Source organism: Amycolatopsis sp. NPDC045836 (genome assembly GCF_056431745.1).
On sequence record NZ_JBWKKF010000005.1, the window covers coordinates 57422 to 73952 of the forward strand.

Consider the following 16531-nt stretch of genomic DNA (forward strand, 5'->3'; position numbering starts at 1 on the left):
GATGACCACCGAGAACGAACCCGACCTGCGGGAGTCCTACGACTACCCGCGGCACTGGGAAGCCGACGTGCTGCTCTCCGACGGGGGCACCGTCCACCTGCGACCGGTGGTGCCCGACGATGCGGACGGCCTGGTCGCGCTGCACGGCAGGCTGTCCGAGCGCACCCGGTACCTGCGGTACTTCGGTGCATACCCGCGCATCCCGCAGCGCGACCTCGACCGGTTCTCCCGGGTGGACCACCACGATCGGGTCGCCTTCGCGGCCATGCTCGGTGACAACATCGTCGCGGTCGGCCGGTACGAGCGGCTCGACCACGGTCCCTCGGCCGAGGTCGCCTTTGTCGTCGACGACGCGCACCAGGGCCGCGGCCTCGGCTCGATCCTGCTGGAGCACCTCGCCGCGGCGGCCTCCGAACGCGGGCTGCGCCGGTTCGTCGCCGAGGTGCTCGCCGAGAACCCGCAGATGGTGCGGGTGTTCCGCGACGCCGGTTACCAGGTCAGCCGGGCGATCGAGGAGGGCGTGCTGCACCTGGAGTTCGACATCGACCCGACCGAGGAATCGCTGGCGGTGGCCCGGTCGCGTGAGCAGGCGGCCGAGGCCCGCAGCGTGCACAACCTGCTGCACCCGCGGTCGGTGGCGGTGATCGGCGCGTCCACCGATCCGACGAAGATCGGCTACGTCGCGCTGACGAACCTGCTGTCCGCGGACTTCGCCGGCACCGTCTACCCGGTGAACCCGGAACACCGGTCGGTGCGCGGGGTGCGGGCGTACCCGTCCGTTGTGGACATCCCGGATCCGGTGGACCTCGCCGTGGTGGCGGTGCCGGCGGACCAGGTGGAGTCGGTGCTCGACGGGGCGCTGGAAAAGGGCGTGAAAACGCTGCTGATCGTCTCGGGGGGTTTCGCCGAGGCGGGGCCGCACGGGCTGCACGCCGAGCTGCGGCTGGTCGGCGAGGCACGGGCGCACGGCATGCGCGTGGTCGGGCCGAACGCGCTCGGTGTGCTGAACACCGACACGGGTGTGCGCCTCAACGCCACCCTGGCGCCGCGCCTGCCCGCACGTGGCCGGGCCGGGTTCTTCTGCCAGTCGGGTGCGCTGGGCACCGCGATCCTGGCCGACGCCGAGGCACGCGGGCTCGGCCTGTCGACCTTCGTCTCCGCCGGCAACCGCGCCGACGTCTCCGGCAACGACCTGCTGCAGTACTGGGAGACCGATCCCAGCACCGATCTGGTGCTGCTCTACCTGGAGTCGTTCGGCAACCCGCGCAAGTTCGCGCGGCTGGCGCGCAGGCTCGGCCGGACCAAGCCGATCGTCGCGGTGAAGTCCGGCAGGCACGCGGTGCGCCCGCAGCTCGCGGCGACCTCGGCCGAGGTGGACGAATCGAGTGTGCAGGCGTTGTTCGAGCAGGCGGGGGTGGTCCGGGTGGACACCCTCGCGCAGCTCTTCGACACCGCGCTGGTGTTCGCGCACCAGCCGCTGCCCGCCGGGCCGCGGGTCGGCATCGTCGGCAACTCCAGCGCGATCGGCCTGCTCGCCGCGGACACCGCCCGTGCGCAGGGCCTGCGGCTGGCGTTCGATCCGGTGGACGTGGGCCCGCAGGCGACGCCGGAGGAGTTCGCCGGTGCCGTGCGGGAAGCGCTGAACTCCGCCGAGACCGACGCGCTGGTGGTCGTTTTTGTGCCACCGCTGGCGATCCCGGGCACCGCGTACGCCCGCGCACTGCGTGAGGTGGTGCAGGAGCTGCGCAAGGAGAAGCCGATCGTCTCGACCTTCCTCGCCGCCGAAGGCGTGCCGGACGAGCTGGCCGTGCGGTCGGAGGACGGCGCGCCGACGCGGGGTTCGGTGCCGTCGTACGCGAGCCCGGAACGCGCGGTGAACGCGCTGGCGCGGGTGATCCGTTACGCGGCGTGGCAGCAGCGGCCGCAGGGGGCGCTGACCCGGCCGGCCGGACTGCACGCCGAACAGGCGCAGGTGATCGTGAACGAACTCCTGACCGCGGAGAACGGGCGGACCACCGTGCTCGCCGACGAGGACGTGGTGCGGCTGCTCGGCTGCTACGGCATCGAGGTGGTGCCGTTCCGGGTGGTGTCGAACGCGGACCAGGCCGTCGAAGCGGCAGCCGGACTGCGGTACCCGGTGGTGCTCAAGGCGGTGGACGAACGGCTGCGCGGGCGGCCGGACCTGGCCGGGGTGCGGCTCGACCTGTCGTCGGAGGATTCCGTGCGCGCCGCCTACCGGGACCTGCGTGAGGTCTCCGGCGAGGACGACATGTACGTGCAGGCGATGGCGCCCAAGGGCCTGTCCTGCGTGATCGGCCTGCAGGACGACCCGTCGTTCGGCACGCTGGTTTCGTTCGGGCTGTCCGGGCTGGTCAGCAATCTGCTGGGCGATCGGGCCTACCGCGCGGTGCCGTTGACCGACGTGGACGCGGCCACGCTGATCCGGGAGCCGCGCACCGCCCCGCTGCTCACCGGTTACCGCGGCGACGAGCCCGCCGACCTGGCCGCGTTGCAGGACCTGGTGCTGCGGGTGGCCGCGCTGGCCGAGGACAATCCCGAGGTGCGGTCGCTGGTGCTCGACCCGATCCTGGCCTCCCCGGACGGGGCCTTCGTGGTCTACGGCCGCGTGGTGCTCGGGCCGCCGCCGTCCCGGCCGGACACCGGGCCGCGCCGCCTGCGCCCGATCAACGCTCCGCCGGCGTGAGCCACCAGCGCTCGGCGACCCGCGGGTGCGATCGCAGCCAGCCGAGCAGGGCGTTCTCCCCGTAGGCCGCGAGCAGCGGGTTGTGCTCGTCCTGGGTGACGCCGCGCGCGGCGGCGGCGAGTTCGGGCGGCAGGTCGATCGGTTCGATCACCGCGTCGAGGCGCGGGGCGAGGAAGAACGGGATGGAATAGCGGTCGACGCCGGCCGGTGGGCTCAGCACGCGGTGCTCGGTGGCACGCAGATAACCGTTCGTGGCGATTTCCAGCATTTCGCCGATGTTGACCACAAAACTGTCCGGAATCGGCACCGCGTCGAGCCAGGAACCGTCGGCGGCCCGCACCTGCAGCCCGCCGATTTCGTCCTGTTGCAGCAGGGCCAGGAAACCGTAGTCCTTGTGCGAGCCGACGCCCTGCTCGGTGCCGCCCGGTTCACGCGGCGGGTAGTGCACGACCTTCAGGTGCACGGCCGCTTCGGCGTCGAACCAGCGGTCGAAGAAGGTCAGTTCCTGGCCCAGTGCGACGGCCAGCGCACGCAGCACTTCGCGGGACACCCGGAGGGCTTCGGCCTGCCAGAGCAGGACCACGTCCCGCAGTTCCGGGAGCGCCGACGGCCATTGGTTGGGCCCGATCAGGCGCAGGTACGGCGGGTCGGCCTCGGTCAGCGACAACGCCGGGCGCTCGGGGCCGATGTCGAGCTGCTCACGCCAGTCCGCGCCGCCGCCGGTGTGCTCGGTGCCGGTCCGGGTGTAACCGCGGAACTGCGGCGAACGCACGTTCTCGATCTCCAGCCGCTCCAGTTCGGGCAGCGCGAAGAACCGCCGGGCGGAATCGAAGATCGAGCGGGTGGTGTCCGCGGCGACCCCGTGCCCGACCAGGTAGAAAAAGCCGACTTCGTGCGCGGCGTGCCGCAGGTCGGCGAGAAAGCGTTCCCGTTGCCACGGCACCCGGAAACGGGACAGGTCCAGGATCGGCAGGGTGTTCACCCGATTCAGCAGAACACAACCCGGCGAAAATCCGCCACGGCTCCCAGATGCTGGTCTCAGCCGGAGATCAGTTCACCGAGCCGCCGCAGCTGGGCGGTGGCGCCGCCGAGGGCGAATTCGGCGCGTTTCGCCGCCACGAAATAGCGGTGCAGCGGGTAGTCCACGTCGATGCCGAGGCCGCCGTGCAGGTGCACCGCGGTGTGCGCGACCCGGTGCCCGGCTTCGGCGGCCCAGAACTTCGCGGTGGCCACCTCCTCGTCGGCGGGCAGTCCTTCGGACAGCCGCCAGGCCGCCTGCCACAGTGTCAGGCGGACCGCCTCCACGTCGGTGTAGGCGTCGGCGAGCCGCTGCCGCACCGCCTGGAACGAGGCGATGACGTTGCCGAACTGCTTGCGCTGCTTGGCGTACTCGGTGGTCATCTCCAGCGCGCGTTCGACCGTGCCGAGCTGGTACGCGCACAACCCGGTGGTGCCGCGCAGGCGAATCCACCCGGCGACGTCGGTGCCGTCCAGCCGCGCCGAGCCCTCGACGGGCACGCCGTCCAGTTCGACCAGCCCGGCGTCGCCGCGGTCGACGACCTCCTGCGCGGAGATCCGGGCGGCCTCCCGGTCCACCACAAAAACTCCGGTATCGGCGGCGATCAGGAGCTTGTCGGCGAAGGCCGCCGCGGGCACGGCGGTCTGCGTGCCGGTGAGCCGCCAGCCGTCACCGTCGGCCTCGGCGGTGAACGCGCAGGGGGCACCGGCGTCCGGCACGGCGGCGGTCAGCACCCGCTCACCCCGCAGCACCGGCACCAGTGCCTCCAGTTGCCTGCCCGAACCGAACTCGGCCAGTGCGGCCGCGGCCATGGTGATGCTGGGCAGGTACGGCACCGGCGCCACCGCGCGGCCCAGTTCGATCAGCACCGAGCACTGCTCCAGCAGGCCGAACCCACCGCCGCCCGCCGCCGACGGCAGAGCCGCGTCGAGCACGCCCGCCCGGGCCAGCTCTGTCCACAGTGCACGGTCGAAGCCACCGGAGCCGGCCGGCTCCCACGAGCCGGGATCGAGCTTGCTGTCGACGATGCGGCGGGTGAGCCCGCCGAGGTCCTGCTGCGCCTCGGTCAGCGAGAAGTCCATGGCGTTCCCTTTCAGCGCGTGACCGGCAGGCCGAGCGTGGTGGCGGCGATCAGGTCGCGCTGCACCTCGTTGGTGCCGCCGCCGAAGGTCAGGACCAGCGAGGACCGGTGCAGCCGCTCGATCCGGCCGCGCAGCAGCGCGCCGGGGGAGCCCTCGCGCACCACGGCGCCCGCGCCGAGCACCTCCATCAGCAGCCGGTACGCCTCCAGCGCGAACTCGGTGCCGAACACCTTCGTCGCCGACGCCTCGCCGGGGCCCAGCTCCTGCTCGGCCGCGGCCCAGGCGATCTTCCAATTGCGCAGCTTCAGGTAGTCGGCGTGCGCGTGCACGCGGGCCAGGTGCAGCCGGACCCATTCGGCGTCGATCACCCGCCGCCCGTCCGGCGCCTGGGTTTTCCGCGCCCAGTCGCGCACCTCGGCCAGTGCGGTGCGGATCGGTGCGGCCGAGGTCAGCGCGACGCGCTCGTGGTTGAGCTGGTTGGTGATCAGCGGCCAGCCCTGGTTCTCCTCGGCGATCCGCGCGCCGACCGGCACGCGCACGTCGGTGTAGTAGGTGGCGCTGGTGCTGACCCCGGCCACCGTGCGGACCTTGGTCCAGGAGAAGCCTTCGGCGCTGGTCGGCACGACCAGGATGCTGATGCCGCGGTGCTTCCTGGCGGCCGGATCGGTGCGCGCGGCCAGCCAGACGTAGTCGGCGTACTCGATCAGGCTGGTCCACATCTTCTGCCCGTTGACCACGTACTCGTCGCCGTCGCGGACCGCGCGCGTGCTCAGGGAGGCCAGGTCGGTGCCCGCGCCGGGCTCGGAGTAGCCGATCGAGAAGTGCAGTTCGCCCGCGGCGATCCGGGGCAGGTAGAAGGCCTTCTGCTCGTCGGTGCCGTACCGCATGATCGTCGGCCCGACGGTGTTGATGGTCAGGAACGGCACCGGCACCCCCGCCGCGGCCGCCTCGTCGGTGAACACCAGCTGGTCGAGCATGGAGCGGGCCTGGCCGCCGTACTCCTCGGGCCAGCCGAGCGCCAGCCAGCCGTCCTTGCCCAGCTGCCGCACGATTTCCTGGTAGGCGCCGTCTTTTCCGTACTCGGCCCCGCCCGCGGACAGTGCCTCGCGCCGTTCGGGGGTCATCAGCCGGGCGAAGTAGGAGCGCAACTCGTCCGCCAGCCGTTCCTGCGCCCCGGTGTAGCCGATCCGCATACCGTCACCTCCGCCCGCCGGGCTCGTTCTGGTGTATGCCCGTTGCCCGCGTTAACCTAGAACAGGTTCTAGTTGTACCGCAGAAGGCTGGCCGGAGGAAGGCGGCGGACCCAACTTGAACTAGAACACGTTCTCGATAATTTCACAAAAACACTGTCTGGTGGCCTTGCTTGCGTCGAGAACAGATTCTACTCTGTGGGACGCACCCGGCGGCCGACGACGGCCGTGGCGGCAACGTGGCAGCAGTGAGGTGGGTGGGACAGCGTGCGAGCGGCCGTGACCTTGGAAGGCCGGACGGCGATCGTCACCGGGGCCGGAGGTGGCCTCGGCCGCGCGGAAGCGCTGGCGCTGGCCCGCGCCGGTGCCTCGGTGGTGGTCAACGACGTCGCCGAACCCACCGCGGTGGTCGAGGAGATCGAGGCGGCGGGCGGCAAGGCCGTCGCGGTCACCGGGGACATCGGGGAACGCGCCACCGCGGACGCCCTCGTCGAGACCGCGATCGGGCAGTTCGGCGGACTGCACGTGGTGGTGAACAACGCCGGGGTGCTGCGCGACCGGATGTTGTTCGGCATGTCCGACGAGGAGTGGGACACGGTGATCCGCGTGCACCTGCGCGGGCACTTCCTGCTCTCCCGCAACGCCTCCGCCTACTGGCGTGACAAGTCCAAATCGGACGGTCAGCCGGTGTCCGGCAGCGTGGTGAACACCGCCTCCGAAGCGTTCCTGCTCGGTGTGCCCGGTCAGCCGAACTACTCCGCGGCGAAAGCCGGCATCGTCGCGCTGACCGTGTCCACCGCACGCGGGCTGGCGAAGTACGGCGTGCGCGCCAACGCGATCTGCCCGAGGGCACGCACGGCGATGACCAAGGACGTCTTCGGCGACGCACCGGACGGCGTCGATCCGCTGTCGGTCGAGCACGTGGCGCCGCTGGTCGCCTATCTCGCTTCCCCGGCCGCGGCGAAGATCAACGGCCAGGTCTTCGTGGTGCACGGCGGCATGGTCGCCCTGCTCGCACCGCCGTCGATCGAGCAGCGGTTCGACGCGAGCGGCGCGTTGTGGAGCCAGGACGAACTGGCGGACCGGCTCGGCAGCCACTTCGCCGACCGCGACCCGGAACGCGTGTTCGCCACTTCGGAAGTGCTGTCCCTGCCCTAGGAGGCCCGCTCATGTTGCTCGACGGCAAGGTCGCGCTGATCACCGGCGCGGCCAGGGGACAGGGGGCGGCGGCGGCCAGGCGGTTCGTCGCCGAGGGCGCGCGCGTGGTGGCCGCCGACGTGGCGGACGAACTCGGCGGGGAACTGGCCGCCGAACTCGGTGACGCCTGCGTGTACCAGCACCTCGACGTCACCGACGAGGACGCGTGGCCGGTGGCCACCGCTCGTGCGGCCGAGGAGTTCGGCAAGCTCGACGTGCTGGTGAACAACGCGGGAGTGCTGTTCTTCTCCGCGCTGGAGCAGACGAAGCTGGCCGACTACGAGCGGGTGATCCGGGTGAACCAGATCGGCACGTTCCTCGGCATGCGCGCGGCGGTCGGCCCGCTGACCGAGGCCGGTGGCGGCTCGATCGTCAACGTGTCCTCTGTGGAGGGCCTGGCCGGGATGCCGTTCCTGACCGCGTACACCGCGAGCAAGTTCGCCATCCGCGGCATGACCAAGGTGGCCGCGCTGGAACTCGGGGAACGCGGCATCCGGGTGAATTCGGTGCACCCCGGCGCGGTCGACACGCAGATGGTCACCGACGCGCTCGGCGGCGCGCCGGTGGACATGGCGTTCATCGGCAAGAAGGTGGCACTGGGCCGGGTCGGCGCGGCCGGGGAGATCGCCGCGCTGGTGACGTTCCTGGCCAGCGACGACAGCTCGTACTGCACGGGGAGTGAGTTCGTGGCGGATGGCGGGGCGACCGCCACGCACGCCTTGAAGGTCTGAGATCCGGAGGCGCGATGGCTGGCCTGGCGGGAACGCCCGGGGTGCCCGGCACGGCGGCGCTGGCCCAGGTGGGCCGGCTCGCCACGCTGGCGTGGGAGGTGCTGCGCGCCACCCCGCGGCGGCCGTTCCAGTTCCGCGAGTGGATCCAGCAGTGCTGGTTCTTCGCCAGCGTCACCATCCTGCCCACCGCCCTGGTGGCCATTCCGTTCGGCGCGGTGATCGCGCTGCAACTCGGCTCGCTGACCCAGCAGATCGGCGCGCAGTCGTTCACCGGCGCGGCCAGCGCGCTGGCCATCGTGCAGCAGGCGAGCCCGCTGATCACCGCGTTGCTGGTGGCGGGCGCGGGCGGCAGCGCGGTGTGCGCGGACATCGGCGCGCGGAAGATCCGCGAGGAGATCGACGCGATGGAGGTGCTCGGCGTCAACCCGATCCAGCGGCTGATCGTGCCGAGGGTGCTCGCCGCCATCGTGGTTTCGGTGCTGCTCAACGGGTTGGTCAGCGTGGTCGGGGTGCTCGGCGGTTACTTCTTCAACGTGGTCATGCAGGGCGGTACGCCCGGGGCGTACCTGGCCAGTTTCAACGCACTGGCGCAGCTGCCGGACCTGTGGATCAGCGAGATCAAGGCGTTCCTGTACGGCTTCGTCGCGGGGGTGGTGGCGGCCTTCCGCGGGCTGAACCCGTCCGGCGGGCCGAAGGGCGTCGGGGACGCGGTCAACCAGGCGGTGGTGCTCACCTTCCTGCTGCTGTTCGCGATCAACGTCGTGCTGACCGCCATCTACCTGCGCATCGTTCCCCCGAAGGCGTTGTGATGACCGGTACCGACGAACGCGCACCGGACCGCACGCTGGAGATGATCGCGCGCCCCGGCGCCTTCCTGGAGGGCTTCGGCGCGCAACTGTCCTTCTACGCCCGCGCGATCGCCTGGGTGCCGCGCACGCTGCGCCGGTATTCGCGGGAGACGCTGCGGTTGCTCACCGAGGTCAGCTTCGGCACCGGGGCGCTGGCGGTGATCGGCGGCACCCTCGGCGTGATGATCGGCATGACCCTGTTCACCGGGCTCATCGTCGGCCTGCAGGGGTATTCGGCGCTGAACCAGCTCGGCACCGCCGCGCTCACCGGGTTCATCTCCGCCTACTTCAACACCCGCGAGGTCGCGCCGCTTTCCGCCGGGCTGGCGTTGTCGGCCACCGTCGGCTGCGGGTTCACCGCGCAGCTGGGTGCGATGCGGATCTCCGAGGAGATCGACGCGCTCGAAGTGATGGGTGTGCCGAGCCTGCCGTACCTGGTGACCACGCGCGTGCTCGCCGGTGTCACCGCGGTCATCCCGCTCTACGCGGTCGGCCTGCTGTCTTCGTACCTGGCTTCGCGGCAGATCACCATCTGGTTCTACGGGCAGTCGGCCGGGACCTACGACCACTACTTCGGGTTGTTCCTGCCACCGGAGGACGTGCTCTGGTCGTTCCTGAAGGTGATCGTGTTCAGCGTGCTGGTGATCCTTTCGCACTGCTACTACGGCTACACCGCCCGTGGTGGGCCGGCCGGGGTCGGCATCGCGGTCGGCCGGGCGGTGCGCACCTCGATCGTGCTCATCTCGGTGCTGGACTTCTTCCTCAGCCTGGCCATCTGGGGCACCAACACGACCGTGCGGATCTCCGGGTGAACCCCACGCGCCGCATCCTCCTCGGCCGCCTGCGCCACCAGGCGCTCGGTGTGCTGTTCCTCGTCGTGGTCGCGTTGTTCTTCACCGTCACGGTCGCCATCTACGACAAGAAGTTCGTCCCCTACACCGCGGTGACGCTGGAAACCGACCACGTCGGCAACCAGCTGCGGGAAGGCGCCGACGTGAAGGTGCGCGGCATGATCGTCGGTGAGGTGCGGTCGATCCGGGCGGCCGGGGACGCCGCCGTGCTCGAACTGGCGCTGGACCCGGGCAAAACCGAGGTCATCCCGGCCAACGTCAACGCCAGGCTCCTGCCGAAGACCCTGTTCGGCGAACGGTATGTGGCCCTGCAGCTGCCGGAGCAGCCGGCGCCGCCGATCGCCGCGGGCGCGGTGATCGGGCAGGACCGCAGCAGCACGGCCATCGAGCTGGAGCAGGTGCTCGGCAACGTGCTGCCGCTGCTGCAGTCGGTGCAGCCGCAGAAGTTGTCCAGCACGCTGAACGCGGTGGCCACCGCACTCGACGGCCGCGGTGAACAGCTGGGGCGGACGCTGGTGCGGCTTTCGGACTACCTCGGGCAGCTGAACCCGTCCCTGCCCGACCTCAAGGCCGACATCACCGGGCTCGCCGACACCGCCGACGTCTACCACCGCGCCGCCCCCGACTTCCTCGACGCGCTGGCGGACCTGACCACGACGACCCGGACCATCGTGGAGAAGCAGACCGGCCTCGCCGAGTTGCTCGGCACGGTGACCGACGCGTCGAACGACCTGACCAGCTTCCTCGAAGTCAACAGGGACAACCTGATCGACCTGACCAGGACCGTGCGGCCGACGCTCGACGTGCTGGCGAAGTACGCGCCCGAATACCCGTGCCTGCTGCGCCAGCTCGCCGAATCGGTGCCCCGCGCGGAAGAGGCGTTCGGCAAGGGGACCGACGAGATGAACCACGTGACCATCCGGATCACCGCCAGCCGCGGCAAGTACCTGCCCGGCGTGGACGAGCCGCGGTACGACGACAAGCGCGGGCCCCGCTGCTACCCGCAGGTACCGGCGCCCGGCCGCTGGCCGCAGTACCCGCCGGGCGGGCCGATCGAGGACGGCTCCAGCAAGCCCGCGCCGCCGAAGTCGCCGGGCCCCGGCCTGCCGGGCGGCGGGGCCGCGTCGCTGGCGAACTCCCCGGAGGAGCAGCAGCTGATCTCCGCGCTCACCGCCCCGGCGCTGGGCCTGCCGCCCGCCGAGGTGCCCGGCTGGGGCGGCCTGCTGGTCGCGCCGCTGTACCGGGGGGCGGAGGTGACGCTCGAATGAGGAGCTTCGTCCCGGCGCTGCTGAAGATCCTCGCCTTCGCGCTGGTGACCGTGCTGCTCACCGCGGTGCTCGGGGCCACCATCGCGAACACCGACTTCGGCGAGAGTTCCCGCTACAGCGCCGTGTTCACCGACTCGTCGGGGCTCAGGGCCGGTGACGACGTCCGCATCGCCGGGGTCAAGGTCGGCCAGGTCGACGAGATCACCGTGTCGGCGGACCACCGCGCCGAGGTCCACTTCGGCGTGGACGCCCGGCGCGAACTCCCGGCGGCCGTCACCGCCACGGTCAAGTTCCGCAACCTGATCGGCCAGCGCTACCTGGCGCTCGGCACCACGGTCGACGGGGGCGGAAAACTGCCGGACGGCGGCCGGATCCCGCTGGAGCGCACCCAGCCCGCGCTGAACCTGACGGTGTTGTTCAACGGCTTCGAGCCGCTGTTCGACGCACTGCAGCCGGCGCAGGTGAACCAGCTGTCCTACGAGATCATCCAGGTGTTCCAGGGCGAGGGCGGCACGATCCGGAGCCTGCTCTCGCACACCGCGTCGCTGACCTCGGCGATCGCGGACCGGGACGCGGTGATCGGCGAGGTGATCACCAACCTGAACCAGGTGCTCGGCACGGTCAACCAGCACGGCCCCGGCCTCGGCGACCTGATCGGCCAGACCCAGCAGCTGGTCACCGGACTGGCCGAGCAACGCGAGCCGATCGGCGAGGCGGTGTCCGCGCTCGGCGAGTTGACCGACACCACGGCCGGGCTGCTCGCCGAAGCCCGCCCGCCGCTGAAGGAGGACATCGCCGCGCTCGGGCAGCTGGCCGGCAACCTCGCCGACTCCGAGCAGCTGCTGGACGAACTGCTCGGGGTGATGCCGGGCAACCTGGAGAAGTTCACCCGCACGCTGAGCTACGGCAGCTGGTTCAACTACTACCTGTGCGGGCTGTCCGGCACGATCGGCATCTCCTCGCTGAACATCACCGTGCCGTTCCTGCCGCTCCCGACCAACGAGATGCCGGAGAGGTGCCAGCCGTCATGAAGCCGCTGCGCGAACGGAACCAGGCCGCGGTGGGCGGCGTGGCGCTGGTGCTGCTCGCCCTGGTCGCCGTGGTCACCTACGCCTGGAACGACCTGCCGCTGCTGGACCGGGGTGTCGGCTACTCGGCGGAGTTCGCCGAATCGGCCGGGCTGGCCGCCGGCAACGAGGTGCGGGTGGCCGGGGTGACCGTCGGCGAGGTGACCTCGGTGGCGCTGGACCGCAAGAAGGTACTGGTCGAATTCGAGGTGGAGCGGGTCGGCGTGCCGGACGCGACGGTCGCCTCGATCGAGATCAAAACCCTGCTCGGCGAGAAGTTCCTGGCGCTGCACCCGGCGGGGGAGCAGCCGCAGGACCCGGCTCGGAGCATTCCGCTGGACCGCACGCGCACGCCGTTCGAACTCCAGGACGCCTTCGAAAAGCTGTCCGACACGGTGCAGGAGGTGAACACCGACCAGCTCGCGCAGAGCTTCAACGTGCTCTCGGACGCGCTCGAGGACACCCCGCCGCACCTGCGTGAGGCGCTCGACGGGCTGTCCTCGCTGTCGAAGACGGTTTCCTCCCGGGACACCGAACTCGCGAACCTGCTGTCGAACACCAGCCAGCTCTCGAAAACGCTGTCGGACCGCAACGCGCAGCTCTCGCGGATCATCGGTGACGGCAACCTGCTCCTCTCCGAACTGCAGCACCGCCAGGACGCGATCACCCGGCTGCTGGACGGCACCAAGCAGCTGTCCGACCAGCTCTCCGGACTGGTCGCGGACAACCGCCAGCAGCTCGAACCGGCGCTGGAGAAGCTCGGCGGGGTCACCGACGTGCTGCACCGCAACCAGGAGAACCTCAGTCGCAGCCTGGCACTGCTCGCGCCGTTCACCCGGATCGGCGCCAACGCCACCGGCAACGGGCGCTGGTTCGAGGGCTACATCTGCGGGCTGCTGCCGCCGGTGATCACCGTGGCGGGCGCACAGCTCAATCCGGAGGGCTGCACGCCGCCGATCGCCGCGCCGAACCAGGGGGTGGCGCCGCGATGACCGTCGACACCCGGGCCCGGCGCAGCCTGCTGTCGTGGCTTTCCCTGGCGTGCGTGGCGTTGCTGGTGCTCGCCGCCGGGCTGTGGTTCGCCCTGCGCGACACCGGCGGCACGAAGATCACCGCGTACTTCGAGAAAACGGTCGGGCTCTACGCCGGTTCGGCGGTCCGGGTGCTCGGGGTGCCGGTCGGCGAGATCACCGGGGTGACACCCCAGGGCGGGGTGGTGCGGGTCGAGCTGCGGGTGGACGCCGGTGTGGAGATCCCCGAGGGCGCGGGGGCGGCCGTGGTGGCGCCCAGCCTGGTCAGTGATCGGTACGTGCAGCTCACCCCGGCCTACGACGAGGGACCGGTACTGGCTTCCGGCGCGGTCATCGGCACCGATCGGACCGCCACCCCGGCCGAGCTGGACGACCTCTACGGCAGCCTCGACGAACTGTCGGCCGCGCTGGGGCCGAACGGCGCCAACGCCGACGGGGCGCTGTCGCGGGTGCTCGACACGGCGGCGGCGAACCTCGACGGCAACGGGCAGAACCTCAACGACACGGTGACCCGGCTTTCGGAGCTGTCCAGCACGCTGGAGGGGTCGAAGGGCGACCTGTTCGCCACGGTGAAGAACCTCCGGTCGTTCACCGGAATGCTGGCGGGCAGCGACGAGCAGCTCAACGAGTTCTACGCCCGGCTGTCCGATGTGGCCGGTCACCTGGCGGCCGAGTCGGACGACGTGGGCGCGGCGCTGACCGCACTGGCCACCTCGCTGGACGACGTGCGTGCCTTCGTCGAAGAGAACCGCGGCCTGCTCTCGTCCAACGTGGACAAGCTGGCCGGGATCACCAAGGTGCTGGTGGACCAGCGGGGAGCGCTGGCCGAGGTGCTCGACGTCGGGCCGACCGGGATGAACAACTTCATCAACACCTACGACGCGGCTTCGGGCAGCATCGCCGTGCGGTACAACGCCAACGAGCTGGCGCACCCGCTGATGGTCACCGTGTGCAAGCTGGTCAGCGCGAGCACCCCGGCCCAGCTGCCGGACACGCTCGGGCAGCTGTGCCAGGGGCTGGCACCGATCATCGACGGCACGCTCCGGGTGCCGTCGCTGTCGCAGCTGCTCAACTCCATCCAGAACGGCGAACTGCCACCGTTGCCGCTGCCGCTGGTCGACCTGCTTTCGGGCAACCTGGGGGTCAGATGAGCGGGCGGGGGAAGCTGGCCGCGGTGCTCGCGGGCGCGCTGCTGGCGAGCGGTTGCGGGGAGTTCTCGGGCGTGTACGACACCCCCCTGCCCGGTGGCGCGGATCTCGGCGACCACCCGTTCCGGCTGACCGTGCAGTTCACCGATGTGCTGGACCTGGTGCCGCAGGCGGCGGTGAAGGTGGCCGACGTGCCGGTCGGCCGGGTCGAGGGGATCGAGCTGTCGGAGGACACCCACCACGCCGTGGTGCGGCTGGTGGTCAACGGCGACGTGGTGCTGCCCGCGAACGCCGGTGCCGAGCTGCGGCAGTCCAGCCTGCTCGGGGAGAAGTTCGTCGAGCTGCGCGGGCCGTCGGCCGGGGAGCCGGTGTCCGGCAGGCTCGGTGAGGGCGCGGTCATCCCGCTGGCGAAGACCAATCGCAACCCCGAGGTCGAGGAGGTGCTCGGGGCGCTGTCGCTGCTGCTCAACGGCGGTGGCATCGACCAGCTGCGCACCATCAGCGAGGAACTGGCGAACGCGTTGTCCGGCAACGAAGCCGACATCCGGGCCCTGCTGTCCAGGGTGGACGAAGTGGCCACCGGGCTGGACGGGCACAAGGGCGAGATCGTCCGGGCCATCGACGGGCTCAACCGCCTGTCCAGCACGCTGAGCACGCAGACCGGCGACCTCGAGGTGGCGCTGGACGACCTGGCGCCCGGCCTGCAGGTGGTCACCGCGCAACGCGACCAGCTGGTCGGCATGCTCCAGTCGCTGGACGAGCTGTCCGGGGTGGCGGTGAGCACGGTCAACGCCAGCCGCGACGAGCTGATCGCCGACCTGCGGGCGCTGGAGCCGACGCTGGAGAAGCTGGCCGAGGCGGGGTCGAACCTGCCGACGGCGCTGAAGATCCTGCCCACCTACCCGTTCCCGGACGCCGCCGGCGCGGTGGTCAAGGGTGACTACGCGAACGTGCGGGCCCGGGTCGACCTCAACCTGGATTCGCTGGTGCAGAACTTCCTCGACTCCTCCCAGCCGCCGATCGCGCTGCCGCAGAACCCGCCGCCGCTGCCGTCCCTGCCGCTGCCGACCGCGCCGCCCCCGCTGACCGCACCGGGCGGCGGGGTGCTCGGCGGCCTGGACGGCCTGCTCGGCAGCCTGCTCGGAGGTGGCTGGTGACCCTCGGCCGCAAGCACCGCATCCAACTGCTCGCCTTCCTGGTCATCGCCGTGGTGTCGGTGGTGTACGCGGGCGGGAACTACGCCGGGCTGGACCGGCTGTTCGGCGCCCGCGGTTACCTGGTCACCGCGCGGCTGGCCGATTCGGGCGGCATCTTCGTCAACGCCGAGGTGACCTACCGCGGGGTGACCGTGGGCAAGGTGACCGAGCTGGTGCTGCGCCCCGACGGCGTGGACGTCCGGTTGGACCTCGACCCCGGCGGCCCGAAGATCCCCGCCGACACGGCCGCGGTGGTGGCCAACCGGTCGGCGGTGGGGGAGCAGTACGTCGACCTGCGGCCGCTGCACGAGAACGCGCCGTACCTCGAAGAGGGCAGCGTGATCACCAAGGACCGCACGCAGATCCCGGTTTCCCCGGACACCGTGTTGTCCGGTTTGGACGCACTGGTGTCCGGTGTGGATCCGCAGGCGCTGCGCACGGTGGTGGACGAGGCGTACCTCGCCTTCGCCGGCGCCGGTCCGGACCTGCGGCTGCTGCTGGACACCGCCGGTTCGCTCACCACCACCGCCACCGAGCACCTGCCGGAAACCCGGGCGCTGCTCGCCGACGCCCGAGTCGTGCTGGACACGCAGCGGCGCCAGGGCGACAACCTCACCTCGCTGGCCAGCGGGCTCAAGGAGATCAGCGCGCAGCTGAAGGAGTCCGACCCCCGGCTGCGCGAGGTGATCGACGACGCGCCGAAGCTGAGCAGGCAGGTCAGCGACGTGCTGGCCACCTCCGGGCCCGATCTCGGCGTGCTCTTCGCCAACCTGCTCACCACCGCGCAGCTCACCACCGTGCGGGTGGACGCGGTGGAGCAGCTGCTGGTGGCGTATCCGGTGATCTCCGCGTTCAGCCACTCGGTCACCTCGAACGGCGAAGGCCACCTCGGTTTTGTGCTGAACCTGTTCGACCCGTACTCGTGCACGAAGGGTTACGAAGGCACCAGGCAGCGGCCCGCCAACGACACCAGTGAACTGCCCGCCAACACGCAGGCGTACTGCGCCGAACCGCCGGGCAGCCCGACCGGGGTCCGCGGGGCGCAGAACGCGCCGTACGCGGGCAAGCCGGTGGAGGTGCCGAAGCCGGCCCGGCAGGCCCCCGCGCCATCCGGGCAGGCGAAACTGCCCGGCCTGCTCGACCTCGCCGGATTGCCCGGTGCGGAAAATGTCGGCGGGCTCTTGGGCTTGCCCCGCTGAT

The 16531-nt window shown here is 71.0% G+C and carries 14 protein-coding genes; 11 read left to right on the top strand and 3 right to left on the bottom strand.

What is annotated here, in order from left to right:
* Position 1 precedes the first annotated feature (1 nt).
* Entirely contained in the window at positions 2–2704 is a 2703-nt protein-coding gene (locus AC07EG_RS10005; RefSeq protein ID WP_478252684.1) for a bifunctional acetate--CoA ligase family protein/GNAT family N-acetyltransferase, read from the top strand.
* On the opposite strand, the gene AC07EG_RS10010 is transcribed toward AC07EG_RS10005, so the two are convergent.
* Genes AC07EG_RS10010 through AC07EG_RS10020 form a run of 3 tightly spaced genes read right to left on the bottom strand, consistent with a single transcriptional unit; the run spans position 2685 to position 5997 of the window.
* Entirely contained in the window at positions 2685–3686 is a 1002-nt protein-coding gene (locus AC07EG_RS10010; RefSeq protein WP_478252685.1) for an isopenicillin N synthase family dioxygenase, read from the bottom strand. The two genes, AC07EG_RS10005 and AC07EG_RS10010, sit on opposite strands and share 20 nt — an antisense overlap.
* A gap of 56 nt (positions 3687–3742) precedes the next feature.
* Positions 3743–4804, bottom strand: coding sequence for an acyl-CoA dehydrogenase family protein (locus AC07EG_RS10015; protein WP_478252686.1), 1062 nt, complete (start codon positions 4802–4804; stop codon positions 3743–3745).
* An 11-nt stretch (positions 4805–4815) separates the two neighbouring features.
* The gene (locus AC07EG_RS10020; protein WP_478252687.1) at positions 4816–5997 is read right to left on the bottom strand and encodes an acyl-CoA dehydrogenase family protein; all 1182 of its coding nucleotides are present in this window, start codon (positions 5995–5997) and stop codon (positions 4816–4818) included.
* Between the two features lie 276 nt (positions 5998–6273).
* Between AC07EG_RS10020 and AC07EG_RS10025 the strand changes: the two genes are divergently transcribed.
* The 10 genes from AC07EG_RS10025 to AC07EG_RS10070 are packed head-to-tail and all read left to right on the top strand — an operon-like array spanning position 6274 to position 16530.
* Complete coding sequence (locus AC07EG_RS10025) at positions 6274–7152, top strand: 3-oxoacyl-ACP reductase (protein ID WP_478252688.1); 879 nt, start codon at positions 6274–6276, stop codon at positions 7150–7152.
* Positions 7153–7163: 11 nt separating this feature from the next.
* Positions 7164–7922, top strand: a complete 759-nt coding sequence (locus AC07EG_RS10030) for a glucose 1-dehydrogenase (RefSeq protein WP_478252689.1) — start codon at positions 7164–7166, stop codon at positions 7920–7922.
* A 14-nt stretch (positions 7923–7936) separates the two neighbouring features.
* Positions 7937–8731, top strand: a complete 795-nt coding sequence (locus tag AC07EG_RS10035; protein WP_478252690.1) for an MlaE family ABC transporter permease — start codon at positions 7937–7939, stop codon at positions 8729–8731.
* On the top strand, positions 8731–9582 hold the full coding sequence (locus AC07EG_RS10040) for an MlaE family ABC transporter permease (RefSeq protein WP_478252691.1): 852 nt from the start codon (positions 8731–8733) through the stop codon (positions 9580–9582). The genes AC07EG_RS10035 and AC07EG_RS10040 overlap by 1 nt, the downstream gene beginning before the upstream one ends.
* The gene (locus tag AC07EG_RS10045) at positions 9579–10889 is read left to right on the top strand and encodes an MCE family protein (protein ID WP_478252692.1); all 1311 of its coding nucleotides are present in this window, start codon (positions 9579–9581) and stop codon (positions 10887–10889) included. Before AC07EG_RS10040 ends, AC07EG_RS10045 begins: the two co-directional genes overlap by 4 nt.
* A complete protein-coding gene (locus AC07EG_RS10050) occupies positions 10886–11920 on the top strand; it encodes an MCE family protein (protein WP_478252693.1) in 1035 nt (344 codons plus the stop codon). The genes AC07EG_RS10045 and AC07EG_RS10050 overlap by 4 nt, the downstream gene beginning before the upstream one ends.
* Positions 11917–12948, top strand: a complete 1032-nt coding sequence (locus AC07EG_RS10055; RefSeq protein ID WP_478252694.1) for an MCE family protein — start codon at positions 11917–11919, stop codon at positions 12946–12948. Before AC07EG_RS10050 ends, AC07EG_RS10055 begins: the two co-directional genes overlap by 4 nt.
* Positions 12945–14138, top strand: a complete 1194-nt coding sequence (locus AC07EG_RS10060; protein ID WP_478252695.1) for an MCE family protein — start codon at positions 12945–12947, stop codon at positions 14136–14138. The genes AC07EG_RS10055 and AC07EG_RS10060 overlap by 4 nt, the downstream gene beginning before the upstream one ends.
* Positions 14135–15292: an MCE family protein gene (locus AC07EG_RS10065; RefSeq protein ID WP_478252696.1), complete on the top strand. Its 1158-nt coding sequence runs from the start codon at positions 14135–14137 to the stop codon at positions 15290–15292. The genes AC07EG_RS10060 and AC07EG_RS10065 overlap by 4 nt, the downstream gene beginning before the upstream one ends.
* The gene (locus tag AC07EG_RS10070; RefSeq protein ID WP_478252697.1) at positions 15289–16530 is read left to right on the top strand and encodes an MCE family protein; all 1242 of its coding nucleotides are present in this window, start codon (positions 15289–15291) and stop codon (positions 16528–16530) included. Before AC07EG_RS10065 ends, AC07EG_RS10070 begins: the two co-directional genes overlap by 4 nt.
* The last annotated feature ends 1 nt before the right edge of the window (position 16531 follow it).

Excerpts from the sequence above, each read along its gene's own strand:
- AC07EG_RS10005 (WP_478252684.1), top strand. The coding sequence starts at position 2 with ATGACCACCGAGAACGAACCCGACCTGCGGGAGTCCTACGACTACCCG.
- AC07EG_RS10035 (WP_478252690.1), top strand. The coding sequence starts at position 7,937 with ATGGCTGGCCTGGCGGGAACGCCCGGGGTGCCCGGCACGGCGGCGCTG.
- AC07EG_RS10060 (WP_478252695.1), top strand. The coding sequence starts at position 12,945 with ATGACCGTCGACACCCGGGCCCGGCGCAGCCTGCTGTCGTGGCTTTCC.
- AC07EG_RS10020 (WP_478252687.1), bottom strand. The coding sequence starts at position 5,997 with ATGCGGATCGGCTACACCGGGGCGCAGGAACGGCTGGCGGACGAGTTG.
- AC07EG_RS10065 (WP_478252696.1), top strand. The coding sequence starts at position 14,135 with ATGAGCGGGCGGGGGAAGCTGGCCGCGGTGCTCGCGGGCGCGCTGCTG.
- AC07EG_RS10055 (WP_478252694.1), top strand. The coding sequence starts at position 11,917 with ATGAAGCCGCTGCGCGAACGGAACCAGGCCGCGGTGGGCGGCGTGGCG.
- AC07EG_RS10015 (WP_478252686.1), bottom strand. The coding sequence starts at position 4,804 with ATGGACTTCTCGCTGACCGAGGCGCAGCAGGACCTCGGCGGGCTCACC.
- AC07EG_RS10050 (WP_478252693.1), top strand. The coding sequence starts at position 10,886 with ATGAGGAGCTTCGTCCCGGCGCTGCTGAAGATCCTCGCCTTCGCGCTG.
- AC07EG_RS10030 (WP_478252689.1), top strand. The coding sequence starts at position 7,164 with ATGTTGCTCGACGGCAAGGTCGCGCTGATCACCGGCGCGGCCAGGGGA.
- AC07EG_RS10040 (WP_478252691.1), top strand. The coding sequence starts at position 8,731 with ATGACCGGTACCGACGAACGCGCACCGGACCGCACGCTGGAGATGATC.